The sequence below is a fragment of the Streptomyces cupreus genome (assembly GCF_014257025.1).
Classification (GTDB): Bacteria; Actinomycetota; Actinomycetes; order Streptomycetales; family Streptomycetaceae; genus Streptomyces; species Streptomyces cupreus.
Map to the genome: position 1 here is coordinate 23,390 of NZ_JACMSF010000042.1, position 16,490 is coordinate 39,879.

9 protein-coding genes and 2 pseudogenes are annotated in these 16,490 nt (G+C 70.1%); 3 read left to right on the forward strand and 8 right to left on the reverse strand.

The window, feature by feature from the left end:
- Positions 1-8 precede the first annotated feature (8 nt).
- From H4N64_RS30990 to H4N64_RS46890, 4 genes and pseudogenes are all read right to left on the reverse strand, one after another.
- On the reverse strand, positions 9-1,016 hold the full coding sequence (locus H4N64_RS30990; RefSeq protein WP_186285751.1) for an alpha/beta hydrolase family protein: 1,008 nt from the start codon (positions 1,014-1,016) through the stop codon (positions 9-11).
- Positions 1,013-2,320 (reverse strand): hypothetical protein, encoded by a 1,308-nt coding sequence (locus tag H4N64_RS30995; RefSeq protein WP_186285752.1) that lies wholly within the window; start codon positions 2,318-2,320, stop codon positions 1,013-1,015. The genes H4N64_RS30990 and H4N64_RS30995 overlap by 4 nt, the downstream gene beginning before the upstream one ends.
- The gene (gene fxsT / locus H4N64_RS31000; protein WP_186285753.1) at positions 2,244-7,805 is read right to left on the reverse strand and encodes an FxSxx-COOH system tetratricopeptide repeat protein; all 5,562 of its coding nucleotides are present in this window, start codon (positions 7,803-7,805) and stop codon (positions 2,244-2,246) included. Before fxsT ends, H4N64_RS30995 begins: the two co-directional genes overlap by 77 nt.
- Positions 7,806-7,918: 113 nt before the next feature.
- Positions 7,919-8,363 (reverse strand): annotated as a pseudogene (locus tag H4N64_RS46890) (IS982 family transposase); the annotation flags it as partial.
- A gap of 150 nt (positions 8,364-8,513) precedes the next feature.
- Here H4N64_RS46890 and H4N64_RS31010 point away from each other — a divergent pair.
- Positions 8,514-9,311 (forward strand): arylamine N-acetyltransferase family protein, encoded by a 798-nt coding sequence (locus tag H4N64_RS31010; protein WP_186285754.1) that lies wholly within the window; start codon positions 8,514-8,516, stop codon positions 9,309-9,311.
- Between the two features lie 59 nt (positions 9,312-9,370).
- Here H4N64_RS31010 and H4N64_RS31015 read toward each other — a convergent pair.
- Together H4N64_RS31015 and H4N64_RS31020 are read right to left on the reverse strand one after the other, a co-directional pair.
- A pseudogene (locus H4N64_RS31015) lies at positions 9,371-10,045 on the reverse strand (helix-turn-helix domain-containing protein); the annotation flags it as partial.
- Positions 10,042-10,758 (reverse strand): peptidoglycan-binding protein, encoded by a 717-nt coding sequence (locus tag H4N64_RS31020; RefSeq protein ID WP_186285755.1) that lies wholly within the window; start codon positions 10,756-10,758, stop codon positions 10,042-10,044. The gene H4N64_RS31020 and the pseudogene H4N64_RS31015, both read right to left, overlap by 4 nt.
- A 218-nt stretch (positions 10,759-10,976) precedes the next feature.
- On the opposite strand from H4N64_RS31020, the gene H4N64_RS31025 reads away from it, so the two are divergent.
- The gene (locus H4N64_RS31025) at positions 10,977-11,423 is read left to right on the forward strand and encodes a peptidoglycan-binding domain-containing protein (protein ID WP_186285756.1); all 447 of its coding nucleotides are present in this window, start codon (positions 10,977-10,979) and stop codon (positions 11,421-11,423) included.
- A gap of 71 nt (positions 11,424-11,494) precedes the next feature.
- On the opposite strand, the gene argS is transcribed toward H4N64_RS31025, so the two are convergent.
- On the reverse strand, positions 11,495-13,252 hold the full coding sequence (gene argS / locus H4N64_RS31030) for an arginine--tRNA ligase (protein ID WP_186285757.1): 1,758 nt from the start codon (positions 13,250-13,252) through the stop codon (positions 11,495-11,497).
- A gap of 145 nt (positions 13,253-13,397) precedes the next feature.
- On the opposite strand from argS, the gene lysS reads away from it, so the two are divergent.
- A complete protein-coding gene (gene lysS, locus H4N64_RS31035; protein WP_186285758.1) occupies positions 13,398-15,140 on the forward strand; it encodes a lysine--tRNA ligase in 1,743 nt (580 codons plus the stop codon).
- A 55-nt stretch (positions 15,141-15,195) separates the two neighbouring features.
- On the opposite strand, the gene H4N64_RS31040 is transcribed toward lysS, so the two are convergent.
- Positions 15,196-16,488, reverse strand: a complete 1,293-nt coding sequence (locus H4N64_RS31040) for a DUF2637 domain-containing protein (RefSeq protein ID WP_186285759.1) — start codon at positions 16,486-16,488, stop codon at positions 15,196-15,198.
- Positions 16,489-16,490 lie beyond the last annotated feature (2 nt).

Consider the following 16,490-nt stretch of genomic DNA (forward strand, 5'->3'; position numbering starts at 1 on the left):
CCGCGCAGTCAGCGGGAGCGTTCGGCCAGGGTCAGCAGGAGGTGGGCAGACTCCGGGTGGAGGAAGTCGGAATGGGCGCCGGAGGGGTGCAGGCGGGTGAGACGGCTGCCCTGGTAGAGCCAGTCGGCGTCGATGTTGACCAGACGGTGGTCCAAGACTTCCTGCGGGTAGACGGTGTCAGTCGGTAGCAGCCGGGTGGAGAACTGCGGGACCGGAGCCACGCCGACGCCCGAGTGTCCGATTCCAGCTGCTCCCTCGGCGCGCAGGTGCCAGAAGCCGGTGGCCCGGTCCCAGCGGGAATGGGTGAGAGCGATCGGGCCGCGGAGCGGGGCGCCGGGGTGGTCGGCCGTCGGGAAGAGGGTGCCGAAGCGGTGGACGAAGACATCGCGCGGCGCGGCCATCTGAAAGATCAGGGCGCTGTCCACGGTGAAGGGGCGCCGGGGGTCGCGGGCCATGCTCCAGCCGAGGACCGGAGGCCGCTCCGCTGCCCGTTGCATCGCCTCGCAGACGAACCGGCCGCCGAAGGAGTGAGCCATCAGGTGGAGGTACTTGCCGTCGCGGCCCGCCATGACCGGTGGGCCCTTCGGGGCGCCCCGCTCCTTGTCCAGGTAGCCGAGCAAGTGGCCGATGACATACGGGGCGTGGCCCCTGCCCTCCGCGCTCATCGCATGGGCGCGGTCCCTGATCATGCGGTAACCGCCGAGGGTGCGCTTGCTGGCGGATGGCCAGCGGACGACCACGCACCACGGGCGGTAACCGGCTTTGAGGCCGGGATAGCGCTCGGGCACGGCCTCGTACAGGTCGAGGGCCTGGCGCAGCAGTCGTAAGGCAGTCCTCGTCGCCGTATCGGGTGGGGTCTGCCATCCGTGGACGTACACATGAACGTCGGTCGCCCAGGACGGGATGCGCAGGCGGCGGGAGAGGTGGTCGGCGACACGGTTGACGGGGACGGGGGTGGCGGCGCCGGGGAGGACCAGGCGCCCTTGCTCGTCGAGTTCGATCTCGGCCGGGATCATGATTCGAGGTTCAGCCTGCTGTCGATGCCGCAGTGCAGGGCGTAGGCGAGGGCTAGGGGGTTGTGGTACTTGTCGGCGAACTGCTGGACCAGCTCCCTGGTGATCTCGCCTGCCGTGTGTTTGCCCGCGAGATACAGCTCCAGGAAGCAGTAGGCGTACTCGGTCGCGAAGACCTGCGGGATCTCGATCTGCGGGGCCAGTACGCCATCGGCGCCCATCGCGCGCAGTTCCTGACCCAGGTGCTTGAGGGAGCCCATGGCAGCACCCCGGCCAGTGTGGCAAGCGTTCAGCAGGACGAACGGGCGGAACCGGGCCTGGCGTGTGCGCGGAATGCCGTCGCGACGCCAGGACACGGCGGGGCCGTCGATCGGTTCCCCGTCGGAGAGACTTACCGAGAGACCGTGGCCTGAGCCGCCGTGGGAAGCGTCGACGCCGACATCGACATAGTGGCCATGGCACCAGAAGTACATGACGTCCTCGTCGAGGATGTGCCGGGACAGTGCCTCCAGCAGTTCGTCGCCCCGAGTGCGCACGACCAGCTCGGACCTGTCGTCCAGCAGCCGGTGCACCTCTGCGGCGCGGCCCACGCCGTCCAGGGCCGTGTCCTTATTGAGGCTGGTCGCCGCCCGGTCACGCTTGCCGAGCGGGGCGTGGTTCCAGCCGTCGTCGCCGCCCTGCTCTATCTGGTGCAGGCAGCCCAGAAACGCCTCCCAGGGCTCGGCGCACTCCGCCGGGTTCACGGCCAGCATCGACCACGGCAGATTGACGCAGGAGGCGAAACTGACCCGCATTGGCCCGCGATCTGTCAGCGCGGCCATCAAGAAGTCCCGGACCAGGCGCAGTTCGTCGCCGCCACCCTTCAACACCTTCTCCATCAACGCATGGCCCTGGTCGGCAAGCTGAGTGGTGATGGCGTCCGTCACCTGCGCGTAGTCGGTCAGGTCAGTCGCCTCGGCCAGCGGGAAGCTGCCCACCTGGCCGCCGTACTCCCCGTCGGGGCGCTGATAACGAACCAGCTTGTTCTGCCAGAGCGTGCGCAGCCGGCCGCCCAGCTCCCACAGCTGCCGCTCGGAAATCTCCAGTCTGGCGCTGTGCCACTCCCGGTCCCAGGGTGCGTGTGGCCGCGGGGCGTTCACCTCGATGTGCAGACCGTCGGACTCGGAGCGGATGGTCACCCTCAGTTGAGGGAGGAAGCCGCTCGGCGGGAGGGTCGGCTGGGTCGGCTCCTCAGTTCGCTGCGGTGGTATCCCCGTGAAGCCGCGGGACGGGTCCCTGACGATCTCCACGGCTATCTCCAGCGCCATTCTCGTTGCCCTCCCCCGTGCCGTGCGGCCTGTCCCCCAGCACCGGGAAGACCGCCCTGATCTCCTGCAACATGTGCCCTGACGCGTGGTCGTAGAGCGTGAAACGTACGTCGTGCTCGCCCGGTTCCCGCGCGGTGAAGGTGAACCGGGTCGGGTCGTCCGGCTCGTACTCGGCCATCGGAGGATCGACCGTGGCGGACGAGCGGCAGCCTGCGGTCACCACCACACGGCCCAGGTCCGTCGGCGGGACGCCCGGCACCCGCTCCAGTCGCACCTCCAGCCGTGCCGGGCTGCCGACCAACGGTGTCTCCTCCAGCAGGAGCAGCCGGGCCCGCCACGCCGGGCGCGCGGTGCGTAGCCGCCAGCGCAGGAGGGGGATGTCGGGGTGGTCCGGGCCGTACACCCGCTCCCAGGCCGCCAGCAGCTCGTCGTGCGCTGGTCCCAGGTCCGGGGTGCCGGCCTCTAGGCAGGCGAAGGCCAGCTCGGTGAGGCTCTCCAGGGTGTCCGGGTGGTCGGGGCCGAACAGGGTGGCGCGGGCTGCATGTACGGCGTTCAGGAGGTCTACGGCGGCTTCGGGGGTGCCGGTGGCGGAGAGGACGTGGGCGAGTTCGGTGGTGAAGGTGGGAAGGAACCCGGCGTGCCACGCGGCGAAGATCTCGACGACCACGCCCGCTTGAGTCCATTCCGGCTGATCCGTAGCCCAGCCCGGCTTCATCGGGGCCTCCGCCGCACGCCGGTGTGCCTCGGTGATGGCGTCGGGGGTTGTAGGGAGGCGGAGGTGCGGCACGAGTGCGGCGTACGAGCGGAGGCTGTGGCTCAGGACCTCCAGCGCCTCGTCCGGCTTGCCCGCCTGGAGCAGGGCGTGGGCCAGCACGTTCATCAGATCCAAGGTGACCCGGCTGCCCTGACCGTGGTGGCGGGCGGCGTCTGCGATCAGCCTTCGTGCGTCGCGCACCGCGCGGTCCGCCGGGCCGATGTCCGCCGTCAGCCAGATCAGGTGGGCGCGCGCTTCCAGCCGAGCGAGGTGTTCGTCGGGAAGGTCCTTCGCGTACTGCCGGCAGACCTCGTCCAGAAGGATCGCCGCCTGCCGGGTGTCGCCCGCCTCCCAGTGGGCGAACGCAAGCGAGACGCGGTATTCGGTCGTGTCCGGATGCCCCGGCCCCCATGCCCGATCGGCGGCCTCGATCAGAGCCGTGAGTTCCCTAATGGCACCCAGGCGCTCGCCCCGGCCCCGCAGCAACAGGGCCAGTAGGCGGCCGGTGGCCAGGACGACCCTGTGGTCGGTGCCCAGGAGGCCGCGGCGGTCCTCCAGCAGGGAAGCCGCCTCCGCAGTCGCGCGCCCGAGGAGGCCCGCCTCCCCAAGGGCACTTACGAGCCTGACACGGGCGTCCAGTGTCCTGGCGTCGAGCGGGCCGAACAGACGCGTGAGACGCCGTACCAATTCCTCGGCGACGGCCACCGCCCGGCCCGCGACCGCTGGACCCGAGCACACCCACGCGATGTCGTCCCACACGTCCAGGGTGTCCGGGTGGTCGGGGCCCAGCAGGCGCTCGAAGATCTCGCCCAGAGCCTCCAGGTCCCGCAGCGCGCGCACACGGTCGTCGGCCAACTCCCGCCTTCTGGCCAGCTCCAGACGGCAGGACAGGGTCGCGAAGTGCTCCGGGCCCTGGACCGCGGTGCGGTCCGCCACGAGTTGTTCGAGTACGGCGATGGCGCGGGCGTGGTCGCGCCGGTGGACGTGGGCGGCCGCCAGCAGGTCCCGGGTCCAGAAGGTCTCAGTGTCGTCCGAGTCCAGGATCCGCTCCTGGTCCGCGATCACCGACTCGTACCCGGCGATCGCCTCGCCGTAGCGGCCGTGTTGCAGCCGCACGTAGGCGAGCACCCGGCGGGAGGTCAGCGTCCTGGGGTGGTCGGGGCCGAGCACGCGCGTGTGCTGGGCGACCGTTTCATCCGCGAGGCTTACGGCCGCTTCGTGCTTGCCCAGCCTGCTGTACCCCTGGGCCATTTCCAGGCGTACGTACAGTACGGACGCGTGATCCGATCCGTGCAGGCGGATCCGGTCACGCAGCACGGATTCGAGATCACTGAGCGAGCTCTCGTGGTCGCCGTTCCTCCGCCTGGCCAGTGCCAGTTCCTCCCGGACCGACAGAGTGTCGGGGTGGCCGGCGCCGGAGATCCGGGTCCGAGCCGCCACGACTTCCTCGTACAGGGCGACGGCCTGCTCCGGAGCGCTGGCCATCCGATGGGCCCATGCCAGATTCTCGTGGACCAGGAGCGTGACGGGGGCATCGGCTCCGAAGAGCCGGCGGCGGTCGGCCAGCAGCTCGGACAGCTCCTTCAACGCCCGCTCGTGATCCCTGGCCGACGAGCGCGCCAGTGCCAGGTTGTTGCGGACGCCGAGGGTGTTGGTGGTCTCCGGGCCTTGGAGCCGGAGATGGTCGGCGAGGAGCTTCTCGTAGGACGCGACAGCATTGCTGTGCTCGCCCGCCAAACGCAGCGCCCAACAGTGCCGATGCCGGGCTCTCAGAGTCGTCTTGTGTTCGGGACCCTGGATCCGGGTGCGGTCGGCGACGAGCGTGTCGAACGCCCTGGCTGCCTCCCGGTACCGCCGGGCCTCGAGGAGGGCCAGCCCTCGCTGCTCGCGACTGCCCATTGTCCAGGGGTGTTCGTGGCCATACAGCCGTTCCTGCACGGCCACGAGTTCGTCGTACACCTCGATGGCCTGCGCGTGGCTGCCCGCCCCGGAGAACGCCTCGGCCAGGGTCCGCCGTAACTCCAGCACCCGTTGGTGGTCCTGCGGGTGCCCGAGCGTGGTGGTCAAGTCGCTTAACAGGCCTTTCAGTTCCGCGACCGCACTCTCGTGGTCGCCTGACGCCTGCCGGGCACGGGCCAGGTCCTCGCGCGTCGCCAGCACCTTGGGATGCCGCTCGCCCAGGACACTGCTCCGGTCCGGGACCAGAGCCTCGAAGATTCGGATTGCCTCGGCGCACTGACCCGCCGACCAGTGACCCAGAGCCAGATTGGCTCGCGCCGTCAGGGTCGTCGGGTGCAGCGGACCGTACAGGCGGGTGTGGACGGTGACGAGTTCCGTGAACTCCCGTACAGCACGGGTGTGGTCGCCCGCTCGGCGCCGGGTGCCCGCCCGGAAGGCCCTGATTCGCAGGGTGCTTGGATGGTCGTTGCCCAGTGCGCGCGCGTAGTCGGCGACGAGAGCCTCGTAGTCGGCCAAGGCCTGGGCGTAGTCGTCCCGGCTTCGCCGGACCCGCGCGACGTCGTCGCGATAGTCGAGCGTGGCCGGATCGTCCGGGCCCCGCACCCGGGCGCTGTGCTCCGCCAGCGCCTCAAACTCCGGCAGTACGGCGTCTGGGCCCACCACGTCCCAGCGTGCGTAAGTCAGGTGCTGGCGGCAGCGCAGGGTGTCCGCATGGTCCTCGCCCTGCACGCGTTCGCGGTCGGCGAGGAGTTCCTCGTACAGGCCGAGCGCCGTGACCGGGTCGCCCGCCGACGAGTGCGCCGAGGCCAGCTCGCCGCGGCTCTTCAGGGTCTCCGTATGGTCCGGTCCGTGTACGTGGGTCCGGTCCGTCACGGCGGCCTCGTACAGCCGCAGCGCCGTGCGGTGGTCCCCGGCCGCTTCGTGGGCCCTGGCTAGGCCGGTGCGGGCGGCCAGCGTGTCCTCGTGACGGTCGCCCAGCAGTCGCTCGCGGTCCGCATGGACAGACTCGAACTCGGCCACCGCCTCCTCGTGATGGCCCGCCTGCTGGAGGGCCTTCGCCAGGTCGGCGCGGGCGGTGAGGGTGTCCTCGTGCTCGGAACCCTGGACGCGGAGGCGGTCGGCGACCACGGTTCTGAGTTCCCGTACGGCCCGGATCGCCTCGCCCGCCTTGTGGTGTGCCAGGGCCAGGTCGTGGTGGCCGCGCAGGGTCTCCTGGGCGTCCGGGCCGTGCAGGCGGCGGCGGTCCAGGTACAGGTTGCGGTACAGCTCGACGGCCCGGGCCGGGTTGCCCGCCTGGGTGTGCAGGTCAGCCAGGCGGTCACGGTCGGCGAGGGCCTCGTCATCAGGGACATGGGTCTCGGCTTGGACCACCCGGTCCATGAGGGGTATGGCGAGGGACTGTTGCTCGCGGGAGATCAGTTCCTCGGCGCCCCGGCGGTACATCGCGAGGATGTCGTTGCTCGGCGTGGTGGGCGGCGGGCCCGGGGACGCCAGGGCCTGGATGTGGACGAGCAGTTGGCGCAGGCGCTCCTGTGTGGCGCCCGCGCACTCCGCCGCCAGGGCGCGTTCCGCACGGTCGCGGGCGTTGGGGGCCTCGGCGGGGGAGGCCTGGCGCAGGGTCTTCTGGACCAGGCGGTGCAGGGACAGACCGTCCGGGCCGGAGGTGACAAGGTGGTAGGCGGCGAGCGCGGCGAGCACCTCGTCCTTCGCTCCCGCCAAGCGACTCGCTACCTCGCGCGGGACCGGCTCGGCGGCGAACCACGCCAGCGCGTACAACGTGGGTACGGCCACCGGGTGGGCCCCGCGGATCGTCTCCAGACTCGTCCGCCAGATCTGTGTGATCGTCCGCCCCGAGCGGCTCGCCCCGTCAGTGAGGACCAACTCCGGAACCCGGGCGAGCCGCTCGCGATAGGTGTCGAGACGCATCCGAGTCTCCCGCAGATACGCCCCCGCCTGGGTGAGAGCCAGCGGCAGGTGGCCGAGGTCGGCGGCGAGCTGCGCGACCAACTCGTCGTGCGTTCCGCCACCCACGTGCCCGGCGGTGGCGCGCAGCAGTTCTACGGACTCCTCATCACCGAGCACGTCGAGGTCGACCAGATCCGCGCCCTCCGGCCAGCCGCCCCGGCTTCGGCTGGTCACCAGCTGGTGGCCGTGGCCCAGCAGGCGCCCCATTACCGGGGTCAGGTTCTGCGGGTGCTCGACGTTGTCGTAGACCAGCAGCCACCCGTGATGTCTCTCCAGCCAGGTCAGCGCCCACTCGGTACGCTCCCGGGCGGTGGCGTGGGCGGCCCAGGACGGGTACAGGCGCAGGGCCAGGTCGGCGAGGCCGGTGTCGATCTGCTCCTCGCTCTCACCGGTGATCCACCAGACCAGCGAGTACGTCTCCCGGGTGGCGTGGGCGTAGCGCAGCACCAGGGCCGTCTTGCCGATACCGCCCAGACCGCTCACCGCGGTGGCGGTCGCCGTGGCCTGGGTGACGATGCCGCGCCCTGCGGAGCGGGACAGGGACTGGCGTAAGCGGTCGAGGTCGACGCTCCGGCCGACGAACGGCTGCGCGGGCAGCGGGGGCAGATTGGTCAGGTCGGCAGGCGGGCGCACCCGGCCGGCGGCGGTCTTCACCTCCTCGCTCAGCACCGGCGGAGCCGGATCGGTGTGCGGATCGGGGTACGCGTCGGAACGAGGGCGCGGGCCGCCGCTGTCCCGGTCGGGCATCGTAGGATCGGCCCGCAGAGCGGTCGTACTGGTGGCCCTTGCCTGGTCGATGACGCTCATGTCCCCCCGTGCCTTTCCTGACGCCGTCTCCCGGCGCGGTCAATTCCCCTCGGGTGCACAGTAGTTACAGCAAGTCCATCAACGGTAGCGAGACGCTGGGGAGTTGTCAGCGGTCAGCGGGGCCAGCTCGCTGGCGCGCGTGATCCCGTCACCGTGGAGGTGCGCCTGAACGCTTGGCCAGTCTGGAAGTTGTGCCAGAGCGCTGCGGCCAGCGCGAGGACGCGCTGTGCGACGCGCACGGCCACGCCCCCGCATGTACGGCCACCATGTTGTTCCAGGTCAAGCCAGCCCTTGAGCGTGTCGTTCATCGACTTGATCAGCTGACAGACCTTCTTGAGCATCGGCTCTCCGGCCCGGACAGCCTCGCGTCATCGACGGACACAGCAGCGTGATGCCTTGCTGGGACGGTGACCGCTCGACGACCCCGGACGCGGTGCCCTTGTCCGTGATCAGCAGCAGGCCGGACGGCTCACGCCAGGGCCCTCAGAATCGGCATTCCGGTCGGGGTGCACACCAGGAACAGCCGTAGCCCCCAATGGAACCAGAGTGGGATGCGCAGGATGGTCAAGTTCGTCGTCACAAACGGATCTTGAGCACCCTCGTCTCATGCCCGAAGGCATTCGGAAGACTCGTCTAGGACCGAAGTCCCGGCGCCGTTGCGGCCGGGGACCGCCGACGGGGGCCCGGGTGGCTGCCTAGGGTTATGGGATGTCCGACACACTGGAGTTCGATCTCGACGTGTATCTCGGCCGTATTGGATGGGCCGGGGAGCGCAGGGCCGATCGGGGCACCTTGCGGGGGGTCCATCTCGCGCATTCCTGTGCCATTCCCTTTGAGAACCTGGACCCCGTCAGCGGTAGGGCGCCCTCGCTCGACCTCGGTGACCTGATGGCCAAGCTGGTCCACGGCCGTCGCGGCGGTTACTGCTACGAGCACAACACCCTCTTCCGGCACGCGCTGGAGGCCCTCGGTTTCCGGGTGACCGGACTTGCGGCACGCGTCGTCCTCGGCGCGGACCGGCCCGAGAGCCGGCCGCGCACCCACATGACGCTGCTCGTCCATGCCCCCGGCGACCAGCAGCCGTACCTCGCCGACGTCGGCTTCGGAGCCATCGGCGCGCTGCTGGAGCCGGTACCGCTGAAGACCGGCGGCGAGTTCCACGACGCGGGCCGCCGGCACCGGCTCGTCCACGCCCCGCACCACGGGCCGCTGGAGCTGTGGGTGTTGGAGGCGCATGACGGGAAGGGCTGGGAGCAGCAGTACGCCTTCACCCTGGACCCCTTCGAGAAGCCCGACTACGAGGTGTTCAACTGGCACGTCGGGACGAACCCACGCTCCCCGTTCACCCAGAGCCGCTACGTCCAGCGCGTCACCGCCGAACGCCATGTCCTCCTCCACGGCAACGTCCTCACGGAGACCCTCGCCGACGGCACGGTCAGCGCACGCGAGGTCGTGGACGAGGACATCGAGCGGCTGCTGAAGGAGGAGTTCGGGATCGAGCTCTGACGGGCGCGGGCGTCGACGCACTCCCGGCGGCCGTCCGCGGGCCGGAAACATGCCCGGACCGTGGTTCCGGGGCTCGTCGCGGTCATTGGTGTGTAGACGTACGACTCCGCGTCGATGTCGTCCTCGATCCTCCTGCTGCGGGTCGGGCCGCCCGCGTCCACCTCCAGACGGTCACCCACGCGCGTGCCCCACATCCGGCCCCAACTGGCCCCGCACGCCTCGCTGTAGCGCAGCGCCACCCAGGCCCCGGTGGCCGTGTGGTGCTCGGCGAGGGTGGCGGGGCCCTTGCCGCAGCCCATGTGCATGGGGTCCTGGCCCTCGCAGGCGGTTCCTCGGCAGCGGGGGCCGGTGGGGGCGGGGGAGGCGGTCGGTTCGCCGTCGTCGCCCGGCAGGATGAGCAGGGTCGCCGTCACCACCGCGGCCAGCAGTACGGCGCCCACGGCCACGAGCGGAGCGCGCCGCCGCCCGCGCCGCTCGCCGGGCGTCCCCGGGTCCTTCGCCCGCCCGCTCCACTCCGCCTCCGCGATCTCCCACAGCGCCAGAAACCGGCCCTCGGGCTCATGGGCGATCCGGCACAGATCCTGAACGGCCTGCCGGGGCGGCAGCGCCTTGCCGTTGAGATAGCGCTCCCAGGACGACTTGCTGTACGTCGTCCGGCCCGCCAGAGCCGCCATGCTCAGGCCCGTGCGCGCCCTCAACTCCCGCAGCTCGGCGGCCAGTCGGGTACGGGTCATCCGCGCAGAGCCTTCCAGGTGTGCGGCCCGATGATGCCGTCCACGACCAGACCCTCCCGCTCCTGGATCCGCTTGACCGCGCCCTGCGTCAACGGCCCGTAGATCCCGTCGATCTCACCCGGCCGGAACCCCGCCCGCCGTAGCAGACACTGCGCCTCCGCGACCTCGGGGCCCGCCTGGCCGTACGCCAGAATCGCGTCCTGCGTACGGCTGTTGCCCGCGTACCAGCGCCCGTCCCCGCTCCGCTCCACCCGGCACTCGTACGTCCGCTTCGACCCTGACGCCGACGGGGGCCGCGGGGGCGCCGACGCGCGATCCTCCCCGCCGTCCGTCAACCGCGCGATCAGCACGACGGACGTGGAGATGGCCACCACCAGGGCCACCGCCCCCGCCATGAACGCGATCCGCACCGAACGCCCCTGCGGTTGCTCGGACGTTGAGCGGCGCGCGGCCCAGGCCTCCGCGGCGACCTCGTGCAGCGCCAGCAGTCTCGTCGGGTCGTCGCCGCCGATGCGGGCCATCGCCTCCACGGCCTCCCGGGGCGGCAGCGAGCGGCCGCCCAGATACCGCTCCCAGGACTTCGCGCTGTACCCGGTCTTCGCGGCCAACTGCCGCACGCTGAGCCCGCTGTGATCCTTCAGCCGACGCAGACGTACCACCAACTGACGTACCTGAGGGCTCAGTTCGGCGGGCAGCTCTTTCCAACGCGACATGCCTGGAACCACGGCCGAGCACGACGTGCGGTTCCCCGGGCCGTACGGAACCGGCCATCGGGCGTCCCGCGGGACCGTCCCGGCGGACCAGGTCCCCGCAGGTCAGCGCGCGGGACGTCCCGGGACACCGTCACTTCCCCGGCGGTTGTGGCGCTCCCCTTCGCCCGCCCCGCAGTCTCGATGGCAACGCAACGCCGCCCACTCGAAGGGGGAAGAAGATGCGAGCAGTGACGAGGACCCTCGTCGGAGCCGGTACCGCGGTGGGGATCGCGGTCGGAAGCCTGGCCGCCGCGGGCACCGCCTCCGCGGCGACCGCGCCGGAGACCAGGCCGGCGGTCAGTGCCGAGGCCGTGGCCCCGCTCGCGGTGAACAACCTGGGCCTGAACACGACCCAGGCCAAGAACTGGCAGTGCTGGCTGCGCGACACGGGCTACAACCCCGGCGCCATCGACGGACAGCTGGGCACCAACAGCTGGAAGGCGGCGCAGAACAAATTCAACGACCTGGGCCTCAACGCCGGTGCCGTCGACGGAGTCGTCGGACCCAACACCATCAAGGCGCTCCAGCGCTACCTGAACATCTTCGACTACGGCCTCACCGTCGACGGGATCGCCGGATCGAAGACCAAGGCCGCGTTCGCCGACTTCAACTCCATCGGCTGCTGAGCCGGCCGCCCATGGAACGCCGCGGCCCGTCCTCCCGCGGGGGAGAGGACGGGCCGCGGTTCCTTGCTCCGCTACAGCCGCTCGGGCGTCCGGATGCCCAGCAGGGCCATGCCCTGGTGAAGCGTCTTCGCCGTCATGTCGCACAGGAACAGACGGTTCTCGACCTGCTCCGGCGTCTCGGCCTTCAGCACCGGGCACTTGTCGTAGAACGACGTGTACAGCGACGCCAACTGGTACAGATACGCGGCCAGCTTGTGCGGGGCGTACTCCGCCGCCGCCTCGAAGACCGTGTCACCGAACGCGTCCAGATGCAGGCCGAGCGCCCGCTCCGCCTCGTGCAGCGCCAGCTCCGGGTGCGCGGCCGGCTTCGTCTCGCCCGCCTTGCGCAGGATCGACTGGATCCGGGCGTACGCATACTGCAGGTACACGCTCGTGTCGCCGTTCAGCGACACCATCTGGTCCAGGTCGAACTTGTAGTCCCGGTTCGGCGACGTCGACAGGTCCGCGTACTTCACGGCGCCGATGCCGACCTGCGCGGCCCGCTCCTGGATCTCGTCCTCGGTGAGGTCCTGCGCCTTCTCCCGTACGACCTCGGCGGCCCGCTGCACGGCCTCGTCCAGCAGGTCCTCAAGCCGTACGGTCTCGCCCTCACGCGTCTTGAACGGCTTGCCGTCCGCGCCGAGCACGGTGCCGTAGCCCATGTTGTGCGCGGTGACGTGCTCGGTCAGCCAGCCCGCCCTGCGCGCGGTCTCGAAGACCATCTTGAAGTGCAGCGACTGACGGACGTCCACGACGTACAGCAGCGTCGTGGCGTGCAGGTCGAAGACACGGTTCCTGATCGCGGACAGATCGGAGGCCGCGTAGCCGAAGCCGCCGTCCGCCTTCTGCACGATCAGCGGCACCGGCTGGTCGTCCTTGCCGCGGATCTCGTCGAAGAAGACGACGAGCGCGCCCTCGGAGCGCACGGCGACACCGGTCTCCTCCAGCAGCCGCGCCGTCTCCGCCATCATGTCGTTGTACGCGGACTCGCCGACGATCTCGTCGTCCCGGATCTCCATGTCCAGCTTCTCGAAGACGGAGTAGAAGTAGACCTTCGACTCGTCCACGAACTGCTGCCACAGCTCCAGGGTCTCCTTGTCGCCGGACTGCAGGGCGACGACCCTCTTGCGCGCCCGCTCCTTGAACTCCTCGTCCGAGTCGAAGACCACACGCGAGGCCTTGTACACCCGGTTCAGGTTGCTCATCGCCTGCTCGCCGTCGACCTCGGACGCTGGGGCCAGCACGCCGGGGTTCTCGATCAGGTACTGGATGAGCATGCCGAACTGGGTGCCCCAGTCGCCGATGTGGTGCCGGCCGATCGTCTTCTCGCCGGTGAAGTCGATCATGCCGCGCAGGGCGTCACCGATCACCGCGGAGCGGAGGTGACCGACGTGCATCTCCTTCGCCACGTTCGGCTGGGCGTAGTCGATGACCGTGATGCCGGGGTTCTCGGCGAGGGGCACGCCGAGGCGGTCGCTGTCCGCGTAGCGCGCCGCGAGGTTGTCGGTGATCGCCTTGTCGCTGATCGTGACGTTCAGGAAGCCGGGCCCGGAGACCTCGACGTCCTTGATCACATCACCGGTGACGATGCCGCCGACGACCTGCGCCGCCAGCTCCCTCGGGTTCGCCTTCGCCTTCTTGGCGAGGGCCAGGATCCCGTTGGCCTGGAAATCGGCCCGGTCGCTTCGTCGCAGCAGCGGGTCGACTCCGTCGGCCTCCGGCAGGGCGGAAGCGAGGGCGTCGGCGAGGCGCTGGTTGACGAGATCGGTGAGCGACGTGACCGAGGTCATGGGGTGGGAGCCGTTCTCCTCGTGGGATGGATAGACCCGGCCAGTATCCCATGGGGGTAAAGCGGTTTTCCCGGGCGCGGTGCGGTCTGGGAGAATGTCCGCGTCAGCCGTTTGACCGTACTGGCTGCCCTGGAGAAAGAAGGACGTGCCGATCGTGGCTCAGAGCACCGAGACCACCGACTGGGTCTCCCGTTTCGCGGATGAGGTCATCGAGGAGTCGGAGCGTCGGGCCCCGGGCAAACCGGTCGTCGTCGCCTCCGGACTCTCCCCCTCCGGTCCCATTCACCTGGGCAACCTCCGCGAGGTCATGACGCCCCACCTCGTCGCCGACGAGATCCGGCGGCGCGGGTACCAGGTCCGGCACCTGATCTCCTGGGACGACTACGACCGCTACCGCAAGGTGCCCAAGGGCATCGCCGGGGTCGACGAGGACGCCTGGGCCGAGCACATCGGCAAGCCGCTCACCTCGGTGCCGGCGCCGAAGGGCTCGCCGTACCCGAACTGGGCCGAGCACTTCAAGGCCGCGATGATCGACTCGCTCGCCGAGCTGGGCGTCGAGTTCGACGGGATCAGCCAGACCGCGCAGTACACCTCCGGCGTGTACCGCGAGCAGATCCTGCACGCCATGAAGCACCGCGCCGACATCGATGCCGTGCTCGCGCAGTACCGGACCAAGAAGGGCCCGGCCAAGAAGTCGCAGAAGCCCGTCGACGAGGCCGAGCTGGAGGCCGCCGAGGGATCGGGCGCCGCGAGCGAGGACGACGGCTCCCTGGGCGCCGCCGGGTACTTCCCGTACAAGCCGTACTGCGGCAACTGCGAGAAGGACCTGACCACGGTCACCTCCTACGAGGACGAGACCACCGAGCTGTCGTACGCCTGCAACGAGTGCGGCTTCTCCGAGACCGTCCGGCTGAGCGAGTTCAACCGCGGCAAGCTCGTCTGGAAGGTCGACTGGCCCATGCGCTGGGCCTACGAGGGCGTCGTGTTCGAGCCGAGCGGTGTCGACCACTCCTCCCCGGGCTCCTCCTTCCAGGTCGGCGGGCAGATCGTCGGGATCTTCGGCGGCAAGCAGCCCATCGGGCCGATGTACGCCTTCGTCGGCATCTCCGGGATGGCGAAGATGTCGTCCTCGCGCGGCGGCGTGCCCACGCCCGCGGACGCCCTCCAGATCATGGAGCCCCAGCTGCTGCGCTGGCTGTACGCCCGCCGTCGGCCCAACCAGTCCTTCAAGATCGCCTTCGACCAGGAGATCCAGCGGCTGTACGACGAGTGGGACAAGCTCGACGCCAAGGTCGCCGACGGCTCTGCCCTCCCGGCGGACATCGCCGCGCACTCGCGTGCGGTGCGTACCGCGGACGGGGAGCTGCCTCGTACGGACCGGCCGATGCCGTACCGGACCCTCGCGTCCGTCGCCGACATCACCGCCGGGCACGAGGACCAGGCGCTGCGGATCCTGTCCGAGCTGGACCCGTCCAACCCGCTCGGCTCGCTGGACGAGGCCCGGCCGCGGTACGACAAGGCCGAGGCCTGGATCAACACGCATGTGCCCGCCGACCAGCGGACCATCGTGCGTTCCGAGCCCGACGTCGAGCTGCTGAAGTCTCTCGACGAGGCGTCCCGGCGGTCGCTACGGCTGCTGCTCGACGGGCTCGCCGATCACTGGTCGCTCGACGGGCTGACGCACCTGGTGTACGGCGTGCCCAAGGTGCAGGCCGGGTTCTCCGCCGACGCCACGCCCAAGGAACTGCCGCCCGAGATCAAGACGGCTCAGCGGACGTTCTTCGCGCTGCTGTACCACCTGCTCGTCGGGCGGGACACCGGGCCCCGGCTGCCTACGCTGCTGCTTGCGGTGGGGCAGGAGCGGGTGCGGGCCCTGCTCGGGGAGTAAGCGGCACGGTAAAGGGGGCCCTCGGCTTGGTCGAGGGCCCCCTTTCTTGTGCCTTCTAGGCGATGTGCTCGTCCGCCAGTTCCGCGTTGAGGCGGTTCGAGAAGCGGTTCACCATGCGCTTGGCCTCGGCCTCGGGGAGCGCGATGCCGTAGGTCGCCTCGACGTCGGCCATGAAGCCACGGGGGGTGGGCGCTCCGTTCCCGCTCTTTATCGACTCACGGAAGACCTGGTAGTAGGCGTCCTCGTCCGGTTCGGCGGGGAGGGTGCCGCCGCCCTCGCCGAGCTCGCGGGTGCGGCCGGGGGCCACCGGGATGGGGAAGCTTCCCGTCTCCTCCATGGAGGGTTCCGGGGCGGGGGGTGCTTCCTGGTACTGCTGCTCGGCGTTCTGCTGCTCGGCGTACTGCTGGTGGGCGTACCACTGGTCGTAGTCCGGGTCGAAGGTCGGGTCGTAGCCGCCTTGGTACTCGGTCTGCTCCGGGTGCCTGGCGTGCAGCCAGGGGCTTTCTTCCGGCTCAGGTTCGTACGCGAACTGCTCGGCGTTGTTGTTGCTGACCAGTTCGGGGCGCTGCTCGCTGCGAGGTGCCGCTTTCTGTGGGACGGGTGCCGCCCCATCGGCACGATTGCCCGCGGCTGCGCCGGGCCCGGGTATCAGTGCCGGTTCTATGCCCGCCGCCGCCAAGCCCGCCGGGGCCGTCTCCGCCAGGGGGACGCCGTACCTTGCCAGCCTCAACGGCATCAGGCTCTCCACCGGGGCCTTGCGGCGCCAGGCCTTGCCGTAGCGGGAGCGCAGGCGGGCCTGGTAGACCAGACGCTCCTGCTCCAGCTTGATGACCTGTTCGTACGAGCGGAGCTCCCAGAGCTTCATTCGGCGCCACAGGAGGAACGTCGGGACCGGGCTCAGGAGCCAGCGGGTCAGACGTACGCCCTCCATGTGCTTGTCGGCCGTGATGTCCGCGATACGGCCGATCGCGTGGCGGGCCGCTTCCACCGCGACCACGAACAGGATCGGGATCACCCCGTGCATGCCGACACCCAGCGGGTCCGGCCAGGCCGCCGCGCCGTTGAAGGCGATGGTGGCCGCCGTCAGCAGCCACGCCGTCTGGCGCAGCAGCGGGAACGGGATACGGATCCACGTCAACAGCAGATCCAGAGCCAGCAGGACGCAGATGCCCGCGTCGATGCCGATCGGGAAGACGTACGAGAAGTTCCCGAACCCCTTCTTGATGGCCAGTTCGCGGACGGCGGCGTACGACCCCGCGAAGCCGATGCCGGCGATGATCACTGCGCCGAACACGACCACGCCGATGAGAACGCGGTGCATCCGGGTCAGCTGTATTGGCGCGGCCACCC

Bases quoted from the DNA above. Each gene is read 5' to 3' on its own strand.
- H4N64_RS30990 (WP_186285751.1), bottom strand. From the start codon at position 1,016: ATGATCCCGGCCGAGATCGAACTCGACGAGCAAGGGCGCCTGGTCCTC.
- H4N64_RS30995 (WP_186285752.1), bottom strand. From the start codon at position 2,320: ATGGCGCTGGAGATAGCCGTGGAGATCGTCAGGGACCCGTCCCGCGGC.
- fxsT (WP_186285753.1), bottom strand. From the start codon at position 7,805: ATGAGCGTCATCGACCAGGCAAGGGCCACCAGTACGACCGCTCTGCGG.
- H4N64_RS31010 (WP_186285754.1), top strand. From the start codon at position 8,514: ATGTCCGACACACTGGAGTTCGATCTCGACGTGTATCTCGGCCGTATT.
- H4N64_RS31020 (WP_186285755.1), bottom strand. From the start codon at position 10,758: ATGTCGCGTTGGAAAGAGCTGCCCGCCGAACTGAGCCCTCAGGTACGT.
- H4N64_RS31025 (WP_186285756.1), top strand. From the start codon at position 10,977: ATGCGAGCAGTGACGAGGACCCTCGTCGGAGCCGGTACCGCGGTGGGG.
- argS (WP_186285757.1), bottom strand. From the start codon at position 13,252: ATGACCTCGGTCACGTCGCTCACCGATCTCGTCAACCAGCGCCTCGCC.